At 37.0% G+C, this 12,707-nt stretch carries 13 protein-coding genes and 1 pseudogene; 6 read left to right on the top strand and 8 right to left on the bottom strand.

Annotated features, from left to right (window positions below):
* The first annotated feature begins 24 nt into the window (after positions 1-24).
* The gene (locus JEOSCH030_RS04890) at positions 25-1,278 is read left to right on the top strand and encodes a BaiN/RdsA family NAD(P)/FAD-dependent oxidoreductase (protein ID WP_185125511.1); all 1,254 of its coding nucleotides are present in this window, start codon (positions 25-27) and stop codon (positions 1,276-1,278) included.
* Positions 1,279-1,361: 83 nt separating this feature from the next.
* Here the strand turns inward: JEOSCH030_RS04890 and leuS are convergent, their stop codons facing one another.
* The 4 genes from leuS to JEOSCH030_RS04870 all read right to left on the bottom strand — a co-directional run bounded on the left by leuS (position 1,362) and on the right by JEOSCH030_RS04870 (position 6,747).
* A complete protein-coding gene (leuS, locus tag JEOSCH030_RS04885) occupies positions 1,362-3,776 on the bottom strand; it encodes a leucine--tRNA ligase (protein WP_185125510.1) in 2,415 nt (804 codons plus the stop codon).
* A gap of 233 nt (positions 3,777-4,009) precedes the next feature.
* On the bottom strand, positions 4,010-4,474 hold the full coding sequence (locus JEOSCH030_RS04880; RefSeq protein WP_185125509.1) for a methylated-DNA--[protein]-cysteine S-methyltransferase: 465 nt from the start codon (positions 4,472-4,474) through the stop codon (positions 4,010-4,012).
* Between the two features lie 4 nt (positions 4,475-4,478).
* Positions 4,479-6,026 (bottom strand): hypothetical protein, encoded by a 1,548-nt coding sequence (locus tag JEOSCH030_RS04875; RefSeq protein WP_185125508.1) that lies wholly within the window; start codon positions 6,024-6,026, stop codon positions 4,479-4,481.
* Entirely contained in the window at positions 6,001-6,747 is a 747-nt protein-coding gene (locus JEOSCH030_RS04870) for an ABC transporter ATP-binding protein (protein ID WP_185125507.1), read from the bottom strand. Before JEOSCH030_RS04870 ends, JEOSCH030_RS04875 begins: the two co-directional genes overlap by 26 nt.
* 45 nt (positions 6,748-6,792) lie before the next feature.
* On the opposite strand from JEOSCH030_RS04870, the gene JEOSCH030_RS04865 reads away from it, so the two are divergent.
* Positions 6,793-7,347 (top strand): tRNA (mnm(5)s(2)U34)-methyltransferase, encoded by a 555-nt coding sequence (locus tag JEOSCH030_RS04865; protein WP_185125506.1) that lies wholly within the window; start codon positions 6,793-6,795, stop codon positions 7,345-7,347.
* Here the strand turns inward: JEOSCH030_RS04865 and JEOSCH030_RS04860 are convergent, their stop codons facing one another.
* On the bottom strand, positions 7,348-8,154 hold the full coding sequence (locus JEOSCH030_RS04860; RefSeq protein WP_185125505.1) for an alpha/beta fold hydrolase: 807 nt from the start codon (positions 8,152-8,154) through the stop codon (positions 7,348-7,350).
* A 79-nt stretch (positions 8,155-8,233) separates the two neighbouring features.
* Here JEOSCH030_RS04860 and JEOSCH030_RS04855 point away from each other — a divergent pair, with 79 nt between their 5' ends.
* The 4 genes from JEOSCH030_RS04855 to crcB all read left to right on the top strand — a co-directional run bounded on the left by JEOSCH030_RS04855 (position 8,234) and on the right by crcB (position 10,558).
* Positions 8,234-8,737: a gamma carbonic anhydrase gene (locus JEOSCH030_RS04855; RefSeq protein ID WP_185125504.1), complete on the top strand. Its 504-nt coding sequence runs from the start codon at positions 8,234-8,236 to the stop codon at positions 8,735-8,737.
* Positions 8,738-8,831: 94 nt separating this feature from the next.
* Positions 8,832-9,818, top strand: a complete 987-nt coding sequence (locus JEOSCH030_RS04850; RefSeq protein ID WP_185125503.1) for a proline dehydrogenase family protein — start codon at positions 8,832-8,834, stop codon at positions 9,816-9,818.
* Positions 9,819-9,837: 19 nt separating this feature from the next.
* The gene (locus JEOSCH030_RS04845) at positions 9,838-10,203 is read left to right on the top strand and encodes a fluoride efflux transporter FluC (protein ID WP_185125502.1); all 366 of its coding nucleotides are present in this window, start codon (positions 9,838-9,840) and stop codon (positions 10,201-10,203) included.
* A complete protein-coding gene (gene crcB, locus JEOSCH030_RS04840; protein WP_185125501.1) occupies positions 10,196-10,558 on the top strand; it encodes a fluoride efflux transporter CrcB in 363 nt (120 codons plus the stop codon). The genes JEOSCH030_RS04845 and crcB overlap by 8 nt, the downstream gene beginning before the upstream one ends.
* 59 nt (positions 10,559-10,617) lie before the next feature.
* On the opposite strand, the pseudogene JEOSCH030_RS04835 reads toward crcB, so the two are convergent.
* The 3 genes and pseudogenes from JEOSCH030_RS04835 to JEOSCH030_RS04830 all read right to left on the bottom strand — a co-directional run.
* Positions 10,618-11,956: pseudogene (locus tag JEOSCH030_RS04835) on the bottom strand (transposase); the annotation flags it as partial.
* 216 nt (positions 11,957-12,172) lie between these two features.
* On the bottom strand, positions 12,173-12,244 hold the full coding sequence (locus JEOSCH030_RS10940) for a hypothetical protein (protein WP_407929467.1): 72 nt from the start codon (positions 12,242-12,244) through the stop codon (positions 12,173-12,175).
* 26 nt (positions 12,245-12,270) lie between these two features.
* Positions 12,271-12,707, bottom strand: a 437-nt coding sequence (locus JEOSCH030_RS04830; protein WP_235962222.1) for a hypothetical protein, incomplete at its 5' end; no start/stop codon positions are given.

Here is a 12,707-nt window from a genome sequence, read left to right as displayed (position 1 = left end):
TTTAAAACTAAAAGGAGAAAGTATATGTACGATACGATAGTAATAGGTGGCGGTGTAAGTGGAATTATGGCTGCTTATGCCGCTAGTTTAAATGACAATAAAGTGTTGTTGATTGAAAAAAATAAAAAGCTAGGTAAGAAATTACTCATATCCGGTGGTGGTCGTTGTAATGTGACCAACCGACTCCCTTACGAAGAAATTATTAAACATATTCCTGGAAACGGTAAGTTTTTATATGGTCCTTTTTCAGTTTTCGATAATGAATCCATCATAAAATTTGTTGAATCTAATGGTGTGAAGTTAAAAGAAGAAGATCATGGACGAATGTTCCCCGTGTCCAACAAAGCCCGAGATGTGCTCAATGTTTTTTTAAATAAGCTCGAAGAAAATAAAGTGGAAATCCTTTTCTCAACTGAAGTTGCTGCCATACTGTCTGAAGATAGTAAAATAAAAGGAGTAAAATGTAGTGATGGTCAAACTTTTAAAGCAAATAATGTCATTGTGACCACAGGTGGCAAAAGCGTTCCTCAAACAGGATCAACTGGAGACGGTCATAAATTTGCTAAGATGCTCGGACATACAGTTACTGAACTATTCCCTACAGAAGTCCCAATTACCTCATCTGAAGCATTCTTTAAAGAAGAAAAATTAAAAGGTATCTCTTTAGACGATGTCGCCTTATCCGTCTTGAAGAAAAATGGTAAAGCTCGGGTAACACATCAGATGGATATGATTTTCACTCATTTCGGTGTATCAGGTCCAGCTGCCCTCCGCTGCAGTCAGTTTGTTTATAAAGAACAACAAGCCCAAAAGCGTCAGGATATAAAAATGCAATTAGATTTTTATCCAGATATTCCTTATGGTAAATTTCAAGAGAAAATCAATGCTTTAATAAAGGAAAATATAGATAAAAGTCTTAAAAATATTTTAAAGCAAATTCAACAAGAACGTCTGATTGTCTTCATGCTTGAATATTTAAATATCGATGGCTCCACAAGCGGACATCACATTCTTAATGCTGACAAAGATAAAATAATCAATTTCTTTAAACGCTTTACTTTCACTGTCAATGGTACCCAGTCTATAGAGAAAGCCTTCGTCACCGGAGGCGGCGTTAATCTCAAAGAGATTCATCCCTCCACTATGTCGAGTAAAATCATAGATGGCTTGCACTTTGCTGGTGAAGTATTAGATATTCACGGTTACACCGGGGGCTACAATATTACCAGTGCCTTGGTGACAGGCTATACTGCAGGGTTTCACGCTTCACATAAATAAAACGACTTAGGAATCTTTAATTTTAAGATTCCTAAGTCGTATTTTTGTTGATTTGACTAGACTTATTATTATCCCTAATACTTTTAGTTAGCAACAATATTAACAAGTTTACCAGGTACAACGATTACTTTTCTAACCGTCTTCCCTTCGATTTGTCCTTGTATTGTTGAATTATTTAAAGCTTCTTTTTCAATGCTGTCTTTATCTAGATCTTTAGCAATTTTAAGCTTCGTTTTCACTTTTCCATTTACCTGAACAACGATTTCAACTTCATCTTCGACTAGTTTAGAGTCATCAAATTCAGGCCATGCTGTATAAGCAATTGTTTCTTCATTACCAAGTCTTTGCCATAATTCTTCTGCAAGGTGTGGTGCGACTGGTGAAAGTAATTTAACAAAGCCTTCAATATAAAACTTGCTTACTTCTTCTTGTTTATATGCTTCATTAACAAAGACCATCAACTGAGAGATACCTGTATTGAATAATAGGGATTCAAAATCATGAGTCACTTTTTTGACAGTTTCATGATATACCTTATCTAAGTCAGGTGTTTCTTTATCTACAATTTTACTTGAAATTGAACCATCTTCTTCATTAATGATTAAACGCCATGCGCGGTCTAAGAAACGTCTTGCCCCGTCTAAGCCATTTTCACTCCAAGCAATTGATGCGTCTAGCGGTCCCATAAACATTTCATATAGTCTTAAAGTATCAGCGCCATGAGAGTAAACAATATCATCTGGGTTAACGACGTTACCTTTAGACTTACTCATTTTCTCATTACCTTCGCCGAGTATCATTCCTTGGTTGTATAGTTTTTGGAATGGTTCTTTTGTCGGTACGACTCCGATATCGTAAAGTACTTTATGCCAGAATCTCGCATAAAGAAGGTGAAGTACTGCATGTTCTGCACCACCGATATAAAGGTCAACAGGTAACCAGTGTTTAAGTTTTTCTGGATCAGCAATCATCTCTTGATTATGCGGATCAATATAGCGTAGGAAATACCAGCTTGAGCCAGCCCACTGCGGCATTGTATTTGTTTCACGACGTCCTTTAACACCGTCTTCTCTAACTACATTGACCCATTCGGTATTATTAGCAAGTGGAGATTCACCTGTACCAGATGGTTTAATTTGAGTCATTACTGGTAATTCTAAAGGCAACTCATCTTCAGGTACTGTTGTCATTGTACCGTCTTCCCAATGTATAACTGGAATTGGCTCACCCCAATATCTTTGACGACTAAATAACCAGTCTCTTAGACGGTAAGTAATTTTAGCCTCACCACTATTTTTTTCTTCTAGCAATTCAATTGCTTTTTGAATACCATCTTTTAAATTAAGTCCATTCAGTGGGCCTGAGTTGATATGCACACCTTCACCGGTAAATGCTTCTGTTTCAATATTGCCACCTTCTAGGACTGGAATAATTTCTAAATCAAACTTTTTAGCGAATTCATAGTCACGCTGATCATGTGCAGGAACTGCCATAATCGCACCTGTTCCATACGATGCAATAACATAGTCTGAAATCCAAATTGGTAACTTATTACCACTCAAAGGATTTATTGCATAGGCACCTGTGAAGACACCAGATTTTTCTTTAGTGAGTTCAGTTCTTTCAAGTTCTGATTTATGTTGAGCTTGTTCTTGATAGTCTTTAACTTCTTTAAGTTGTGCATCAGTCGTAATTTTATCCACTAATTTATTTTCTGGTGCCAGTACTGCATAAGTTGCACCATAAATAGTGTCTGGACGTGTGGTAAATGCTTCAAAAGATAAATCGCTATCCGCAATTTCAAAGGTTACATTTGCCCCTTCAGATTTACCAATCCAGTTACGTTGCATATCTTTTAGAGACTCAGGCCAATCTAAATCATCTAAGTCCTCTAGTAGACGGTCAGCATATTCTGTAATTCTGAGTACCCACTGTCTCATCGGTTTTCTCACAACTGGATGTCCGCCTCTTTCACTCTTACCATCGATGACTTCTTCGTTAGCTAAAACTGTTCCAAGTGCTTCACACCAATTGACTGGCACTTCATCAACATAAGCTAATCCTTTATTATATAGTTGGATAAAAATCCATTGTGTCCACTTATAATAGTCTGGGTCCGTCGTATTGATTTCACGGTCCCAATCGTAAGAAAATCCAAGTGCTTTAATTTGACGACGGAAATTATCAATATTCTTTTCATTAAAGGCATGAATATCATTACCAGTATCAATGGCATACTGTTCAGCAGGTAAACCAAAAGCATCCCAACCCATTGGATGTAATACATCATAGCCTTGCATGCGTTTCATACGGCTAACAATATCAGTTGCTGTATACCCTTCAGGATGCCCAACATGTAAACCTGCACCTGATGGGTAAGGGAACATATCTAAGGCGTAAAATTTCTTATTCCCTTCTTTTTCTTCTGTTTTAAATGTTTTGTTCGTTTCCCAAAACTCTTGCCATTTTTTTTCGATGTCTCTATGCTTAAAAGTCATTTCTTTCTCCTCCTGGATTTAAAAAATCCCATATCTAAAAAAGATATGGGACGATCTATATAGACCGCGGTACCACCCGCATTCACAAAAAATGTGCAACTCTTATAAATATTCAGTTCTCGACAGGTAAGTTCACAAATGATTTTAACTGATTTCCACCACACATCAGCTCTCTATGATAAAAATATTTGCTACTACTCCTAATATTAATAATATAGTCGAAAAACAGAATATTAGCAAGATGCTTCAATATTCAGTAATACTTTTTTACGATTTAATCCACCTGTATAGCCACCGAGTCCACCATCACTTGCAATGACTCGATGACACGGAATAATAATAGAAATTGGGTTTTTGCCGTTCGCATTAGCCACTGCTCTTGAATAATTACTACCTGATATTCTACCTGCTAAGGTTTTATAGCTAATCGTTTCACCGTACGGAATTTTTGTGAGTTCTTGCCAAACTTTTCTTTGAAATTCTGTACCTTGCTCTCTGACGTCTATTGGGACATCAAACACTTGACGCTTGCCCTGAAAGTATTCTTCTAGCTCATCAATGCACTGCTTAATTATTTCATTTTCTTCGGAATTGCTCTTACCTTCTTCTCTGTAATCGATATTTGTAATGGCAGAGCCGTTGGCTTGTATTTCAAGCCAGCCGACTGGAAATTCTTTATAATACGATATTTTTGTCATTATATCAGTCCTTATAAGTGATGTGATAACCTTGGTCGTATCTTTTTGCTATACGATTTAAGATTATGTACGCAGATATTGCACTTGTTATAAATAAAACACCTATTGTGAGTAAAATGACTTGGTGATTAATATCATTACCGATAAAGAAGAAAGATGACACCCTACCTACTGCAAAAATTATGATAAACACTGTCATTGTAATCATGACGTTTCCTGCAATATCAAGTCGATTACTTGGATTCTTTTTAGACACAACTGGATTAATTGTGCCGATAAACATACCAATAGGAACAGTTGTTAAGACAACCAAAATTGAGATGATAACAGCGTATATTAAAGATGATAAAGATGCTTGAATAAAAAGGTACATCAGTATATTAATCACTAAATAGACAGGTAAGATAGTTAAAGAATTAAACAGGTATTTTGCTCTTATAATTATTTTACCATCAATTGGTAAGACTTTATAAAACTGATAATCTCTAGCATCTCTTGCAGTGTTCATCGCTGAAACAAATAAAGATATCATGACCGATCCTGCCAAAGAAATGGCCAAAATCATTTGATCAGGATTGCTACTTCCACCAAACATTGCTGGATTTGAAGAGATGAGGAATAAAAACAGAAATGGAAACAAATAATGTGGTAAAACTATAGACCACTCTTTGAAATCTCTCACTGTTAATTGTAAATCTTTTTGTATTAATGACCGAGTTCTTGAAAACACTTGTACTTTTTCTTTGCCACGGCTTTTAACTACTGTGGATTCAAGCTGACTACTTGTAAAAATATTTGTTACTGCAGTAATCACTATGTGACTTAAAAAGTATAATATAAGTAGACATACAACTATAGCTGCCAGCATTTTTATACTAAAGCCACCGTATAGGACATTCTCATAAAGAAAACTAAAGTCAGGTAATGCATCTATAATTGGTCTGAGATTTTGTCCACCCATAAAAATAAATAAATAAGGTGTGATACTTAAAAACGCACCTAAAAAAGTCAGTATCTCCCCTACTTTTTTTGCTGAAGTTATTTTTGTGACTAGAAATACTAAGCAATATGACAAACTTAAGCTGATGATACCTAAGGTGAAAAAGTACAAGACGTTAGTGATAAGAATAATGACAGAACCACTAGAAATATATAACGGGAAGCCAATAATAATGCTTAGTAAGACACTAATAGGAAATACTTTTAAAATATACTGCTTAAATATTTTTACGAAAAATAAACTTCTTGGTTTAAGCGGTAAGAGCAACATACTCTTAATACTACTGTCCATAAACAAGTCCTTTATCAGACCATTTACTAAGAAAAGTGCATGAACAATAATTAAGCCGATGGTAATGATAAACAAGGCTTTAGCGATTAATATGTTATCTGCCTGAATAAAGAATGATGAAGACACCATCCATAATATTGGTAACAACCACATGGCAATAATAAAAGCCAAGAATACATAGACAATAATCTTGGCGGTCTCTAGTGATTTAAAGTAATTGACTGTTGATTTAAATTCAATTTTCAAGAGTTGTTTGTTCATAAACGTCTTCTCCATCAGTCAGTTCAAGGAATATCTCTTCTAAAGAATGTGCACTACCGCTTCTCAATTCTTCTAAAGTGCCAAGCGCTTTAATTTCTCCTTGATAAATAATGCAAATTCTATCTGCAATTTCTTCTGCTAAACTCAAAGTATGTGTGGTTAAAAACACCGTATTCCCTTTGTTGACATGTGCTTTTAAATAATCCTTTAAGAGACGGTTACTCTTAGGATCAAGTCCAACAGTTGGCTCATCTAAAAATAAGAGTTCTGGTTCGTGCATTAGAGCCGCGGTTAGTACTAATTTTTGTCTCATACCGTGTGAGTATTCCTCAACTAATTGATTTAAAGCATCTTCTAGATTAAACATCTCTGTGAGTTCTTGCCGTTTTTCCTTATACCGATTTTCTTCCATTTCATATATGCTAGCTATAAAATTTAAATAGTCTGAACCTGTCAGCTTACCCATAACATCTGGGGTATCGCCAACAAAACTCATACGCTTTTTGAGCGCAATATCATCTAAACTATAAGTTTGATCAAAAATTTTTATCTGACCTGAGCTTGGTTCTAAAAGTCCTGTTAACATTTTAATTGTAGTCGATTTACCTGAACCGTTTGGCCCAAGATAGGCAAACATTTCTCCAGCATTTACAGTGAAATCTACTGAATTTACGGCATGTTTCTCTCCATATTTTTTACTTAAGTCTTTTACTTCTATCATAAATTGACACTCGTTTCATGTGATAAAATAAGTTTACTTGAAAGGATGATAAAGATGTTACAAAAAATTATTACTACAGCTAAATCCTACCTAGAAGATATTACACTGCCAACAGATACTGTCATCGATGCGACTTGTGGCAACGGACATGATACTGCTTTTTTGAGTCAACTCGTCAATCAGGGACATGTCTACAGCTTTGACATCCAAAAGGAAGCTCTAGAAAATGCTCAAGAAAAGTACACACTCGATAACGTGACTTATATTCACGATGGCCATGAGCATGTCAGTCAATATGTTACTTCACCTGTTAAAGGTGCTATTTTTAATCTAGGCTATCTACCAGGTGGAGATAAGGCAATCACTACGAACTTTCCTACAACTAAACTTGCTTTAGAAGAGATCTTTAAGCTACTTGCTCCACATGGCCGCATTGCTATAGTGATCTATCATGGTCATCCATCAGGACAAACAGAACGTGATGCTTTACTAAGTGAGCTCGCCACGTGGCCACAAGATAGAGCAACTGTCTTACAGTATCAATATATTAATCAGAAAAATAATGCACCTTTTTTAATACTGATAGAAAAAAATCTCTGATTAATCAACAACGACACCGATGGAATACAACTGTGAATGAATAAATTGATTCATTATATAATAAGGATATTCAATATCTTCCCTTTGGAATATGCTATGTTCGTTTGAATTAAGCATAATAAAACGAAAGTCAGATGACAGCGTTCTTTTAATGAATTTTGCAGATAGATATGGATTAATAATCTGATTATCATCTGTCATAATACATAAGATTGGTACTGTATTAATTTCTTCCATATTCTCTGAAGTGATCTTCATCTGATTGATCACTGTCTTATACCATTGATATGAGACTTTATCGACAAGTAATTCGTCAGTCTTATAGCGATTTAAGAAGTGTTTATCTGCTGTAAAGTATGAGTGTTTAATGCCAGGATTAAAACGTGACTCATCACTCGTCATCCTCACACTTGTTAAAATCGTATTTTTTCTATTCATAAATGATTGTTTAAATGACAGTAAAGGATTGAGAACAATCAGTCCATCAGGTTGGATTTTTCCTAATCGCTCTGCCTCTAGGGCGATTAACCCACCTAAGCCTTGGCCCATCACAAAAGTAGGTAGCTCGTAGCTCTCTGCTAATTTATGCCATTCTCTTAAACGTTCAGTATATTGCTCAAAACTACTAATATGCCCCTTATTTACACGTGTTGTTTGACCGTGACCTGGTAAATCTCCAATAACAACATGATAGCCATCACGACGGAGTTGAACAATCAATTCATCATAATACTCATGATGTTCTAAAAGATCATGAACAATGACGACAACACCCTTAGGTTCATTTTCAGTTTCCCACTTCCACATAAGCTTTCTCCTTACAATACTTAAAGAATTTGATATGATGAATTTATTATAACACTCTAGAAAAGAAAGGAAATTTAAAATGATATTAGATTATAAGAATCACAATCCTAAAATTAGTGATCAAGCCTTTATCGCACCTAACGCGACAGTAATTGGTGATGTCGAAATTGGTGACGAGTCATCAGTGCTTTTTGGTGCTGTTGTGCGCGGTGATATTGCTCCAGTTAGAATTGGTAAGAGAACAAATATACAAGACTTATCTGTCTTACATGAAACCCCAAATATTCCTTTAATTATTGAAGATAATGTGACAGTCGGACATAAGGTCACTCTTCATAGTTGTACGATCAAAAAAGGTGCTTTAATAGGAATGGATTCTACTGTACTCGATGAAGCCGTAATTGGAGAAAATGCCTTTATTGGTGCGGGTTCACTGGTAACAGGTGGAACTGTCATTCCTCCGAATACGATGGCTTTTGGTAGACCGGCAAAAGTTGTACGTGAACTCACAGAAGAGGATCTCGAAGAAATGAAACGCATTAATGATACTTATGTTGGTCATATAGCGAACTATAAAAATTAAAAATTTTAATATTTTACACCACATTAAAGATAAAAGGATATATAATAGTCCTAGGCAATAAAAAGAAAACGCTTTATTCATAGGAGGATTAGTAATGGGAGTAGTAAGAGACGTATTTATTGGTTTATCAGAAAATAAGACACTCAACGATGCATCAAAACAGATGGGGTTACGTTTTGGAGCTAAAAAAGTTGTTGGTGGTACGGGAATTGAAGACACTTTAGAGTGTATCTCTAGCATCAATGACCAAGGAATGAGTGTTACATTTGATAACTTAGGGGAATTCATTTCCGACAAAAATGAAGCTACAAAAGAAAAAAATAATATTCTTAAAATGATTGAAAGAGTGCAGGAAGAAGGATTAACTGCTTATCCTTCAGTTAAATTAAGTCAAATCGGCCTGCATATAGATGAAGAATTCTGCTATAACAACATAAAAGAAATACTAACAGTTGCTAAGAAAACAAACATGTTCGTCAATTTAGACATGGAAAATTTCGTATCAAAAGCACCAACCCTTGTTATTTTAGACAGATTACTTCAAGAGTTTGATAATGTAGGAACAGTCATTCAAGCGTATTACTATGACGCTAAAAAAGATGTTCGCAAGTATAAAGACTTACAAGTCAGACTAGTAAAAGGGGCTTACAAAGAACCAAGTACTTTAGCCTACCAAAACAAGGCTGATATTGATCAATCATTCTTTGAAATTATTAAGAGTCACCTATTAGAAGGTAATGGTTTTACTTCTATTGCAACTCATGACCATAATATTATTGAAAAGACGATTCGTTTTGCTGAAAGCGAAAATATATCAACTGATCAGTACGAATTCCAGATGCTTTATGGTTTCCGTAAAGATTACCAAGAAGAATTAGTTGAACGCGGATATAATATGTGTGTCTATGTACCATTTGGGACTGATTGGTATGCTTACTTTATGAGACGTCTTGCAGAAAGACCACAAAACTTAAATTTAGTAGTTAAATCAGTGACTACTAATAAAAATGTTAAAATTGGTGCATCAGTACTTGCGGGTGCAGCCGCGCTTTATGGAATCTTAAAATTATTAAAGAAATAAATAGACAGTTAGGATTTTTATGAATAATTACTTACTAATAGGCGTAGGAGCTATGCTCGGTGCACTCCTACGCTTTCTAATTTCACTCGGGACTATGTCTCTAGCAGTTCCATTTTTTACAGGAACACTACTTGTAAATGTTGCAGGTGCTTTACTCATTGGATTTTTAGTCGCCAAAGAATTAGCACCAGGAAAATATGGGTTTTGGATCAAAGGCTTTTTAGGAAGTTTTACAACTTTTTCTCTTTTATCTTATGAAATGTATTTACTATTATCCTACGGTGATATCCTGGTGTTTATCATCTATCTCGCAATTAATCTTTTCTTAGGTTTAATTTCAGTCTTCCTAGGCTTTACGCTAGGAGGTAAGAAATTAAATGCTTAATTTAATTACTATGATGGTCGCAGCAGGATTAGGCGCAGCACTACGTGTGTACATTTCTAATTTAGATATATTTAAGAAAATAGATGTGCCTTATGGCACGATGGTCGTGAATTTAATTGGCTCATTTCTTATGGGGGTATCAGCTATGGTACTCCTTGCAAACTCACAGTATTATTTCGTTATCACCACAGGCTTTTTAGGTGGATTTACGACCTATTCACAGTTTGCCTTAGACCAATTTAATTTGTTAAAGGAGAAGAAAACTAAAGAGTTTTTTAAATACTCTTTATCAAGTATGTTTTTTTCATTAGCATCAACTGCACTTGGCTTAATTATAGGGAGCGTATTTCTATAAATATCATATTTAAAAAAAGGGGCTGGGACAAAAGCCCTAAAGAAATAATAGAACTGGGTTTGGAATCTTGATTTTAAGATTCCAAACCCAGTTTTTGTTAATTTGAGCAAAATACCGACAGAGTGTCGGGCCAGTTTTCTCAAGTTCACTGCCATTAAGGCAATGCCAAGTTCGTTTCGCACCGACTGATGCCCGCGAACCGACATCCGAGTGAAACCCAAATTCGCCTTCAAGTTTCCAAAAGTGGTTTCGACATCAATTTTGCGTTGCGCATATCGATGACGGCCGTCTGGACTTGAAAGCGTCTGCTTCACCTGAGCTTTAAAATACGCCAGGTTCATATTTATCGATGACACACTCATAATTGGATTCACTGCCATATCCAGCATCTGCGACAATATATTCTGGTAAGTGTTGGAACGTGTGCTGCATTGTATAGAGAAACGGATCCAGTGTCCGTGTATCCGTTGGATTCCAAAAGACATCATAACCTAAGACATAATGATGGTTCGTGGCAATTTGTAGATTATATCCGGCTTTCAGCTGACCATTCTGCATGTGATCATCCTTCATCCGCATGAAGGTCGCATCCGGATCTGTTTTAGAATAGCTATTCCGTTCTCTCATCAGTGCGCGTTGGGTTTGATAATGGAGGCGTCGGTCCAAGTAATCTTTCATGGCTTTCTTAGATTGACGAATCTCTTAGCGCACCGAGCGAGTGGCTTTTCGAGTGGGCATATCTTCAGTCCCGTTAATCTGTTCAGTGAGTTCAGTGTCAATATCCTCTAATTGCGTGTGAATGTGTGCTAATTCTGATGCCGTCAAGGGTTCATCTGATTCCCGAATCATTTCCGGAATCACTTCGGATTCGACGAGTGCTTCATATTTTGCTTTGGATTTTTCCAGCAGAGCCGATTCATGCCGGTCGATATTTTTTCTAAAGACAAAAGTACACTTGTTGGCACTCGCTTCAATTTTAGTGCCATCTATAAATATCGCATCTGAGTCAATCAAACCATTGGACTCCAGCTGGGTTCTAAATTGAATGAAGGCAGATTGAAGCAGTGCCGCCATCTTGGGGTGCACACGAAATCGATTAATGGTTCGGTACGATGGCGTCTGCTCTTGAGCTAGCCATCGCATTCGAATACTATCATGAAGTAAGGCTTCGATTTTACGACCAGAAAAAGTCGATTGGCTGTAAGCACAGAGTAAGATTTTCAGCATCATTTTAGGGTGATTAGATGATGCGCCTTGAGATTGTCTGAAGCCTTCAAATATCGCTTCTGGCATACTCTCGACCAGTGTATGTACTGCCTTTGATATATCGTTATCTGGAATGAGGACTTCTGTTTCCAGTGGTAGTGTAATCTGGTTCATGTTATAATGTTTATACATAAGATTCCTCTTTTCATTGTTTGTGTCGTAACTACATTGTATCTGAGGGTCTTATTTTTTTGTAGCGATATCGTATATTTTCATATAAAAAAAGCGCACTTGACTTCTTGGGGAGTAGCGTCTGCGTGAGACTACAGGCTCACGCGACGCCCCAGAAAAGCAAGTGCGCTTTTTGATTTAGGAACTGGACTTATGTCCCAGCCCCTTTAATTTTATTTATTTATTTTTATTTTTTCTTCTGAAGAATGTCAATACTGACCCTGCTACTAATAGCATTGTAGCTACAATTCCGACAGGTGCAGCAGCAATACCTGTTAATGGTAAGCTATCTTCACGATCATCAGAATCATTAGATATTTCACTATCGGCATCAGCGTCCGCATCAGCATCAGCATCAGCATCGGCGTCGGCATCAGCATCGGCATCAGCATCGGCATCAGCGTCGGCGTCAGCATCAGCATCGGCATCAGCGTCTGCATCAGCGTCGGCGTCTGCATCAGCATCGGCATCAGCGTCTGCATCAGCATCGGCGTCTGCATCTGCATCGGCATCGGCGTCGGCATCTGCATCAGCGTCTGCATCCGCATCGGCGTCTGCATCGGCGTCCGCGTCGGCGTCGGCATCAGCATCGGCGTCAGCGTCGGCATCAGCGTCCGCATCAGCATCGGCATCAGCGTCGGCGTCGGCATCTGCATCGGCGTCTGCATCGGCGTCTGCATCTGCATCGGCATCGGCGTCTGCATCTGCATCG

The organism is Jeotgalicoccus meleagridis (genome assembly GCF_903994045.1).
GTDB lineage: Bacteria > Bacillota > Bacilli > Staphylococcales > Salinicoccaceae > Jeotgalicoccus > Jeotgalicoccus meleagridis.
This window is presented reverse-complemented; position numbering and strand designations above follow the sequence as displayed.

Bases quoted from the DNA above. Each gene is read 5' to 3' on its own strand.
- JEOSCH030_RS04855 (WP_185125504.1), top strand. From the start codon at position 8,234: ATGATATTAGATTATAAGAATCACAATCCTAAAATTAGTGATCAAGCC.
- JEOSCH030_RS04865 (WP_185125506.1), top strand. From the start codon at position 6,793: ATGATAAAGATGTTACAAAAAATTATTACTACAGCTAAATCCTACCTA.
- JEOSCH030_RS04870 (WP_185125507.1), bottom strand. From the start codon at position 6,747: ATGATAGAAGTAAAAGACTTAAGTAAAAAATATGGAGAGAAACATGCC.
- JEOSCH030_RS04860 (WP_185125505.1), bottom strand. From the start codon at position 8,154: ATGTGGAAGTGGGAAACTGAAAATGAACCTAAGGGTGTTGTCGTCATT.
- JEOSCH030_RS04875 (WP_185125508.1), bottom strand. From the start codon at position 6,026: ATGAACAAACAACTCTTGAAAATTGAATTTAAATCAACAGTCAATTAC.
- leuS (WP_185125510.1), bottom strand. From the start codon at position 3,776: ATGACTTTTAAGCATAGAGACATCGAAAAAAAATGGCAAGAGTTTTGG.
- JEOSCH030_RS04880 (WP_185125509.1), bottom strand. From the start codon at position 4,474: ATGACAAAAATATCGTATTATAAAGAATTTCCAGTCGGCTGGCTTGAA.
- JEOSCH030_RS04845 (WP_185125502.1), top strand. From the start codon at position 9,838: ATGAATAATTACTTACTAATAGGCGTAGGAGCTATGCTCGGTGCACTC.
- crcB (WP_185125501.1), top strand. From the start codon at position 10,196: ATGCTTAATTTAATTACTATGATGGTCGCAGCAGGATTAGGCGCAGCA.
- JEOSCH030_RS04890 (WP_185125511.1), top strand. From the start codon at position 25: ATGTACGATACGATAGTAATAGGTGGCGGTGTAAGTGGAATTATGGCT.
- JEOSCH030_RS04850 (WP_185125503.1), top strand. From the start codon at position 8,832: ATGGGAGTAGTAAGAGACGTATTTATTGGTTTATCAGAAAATAAGACA.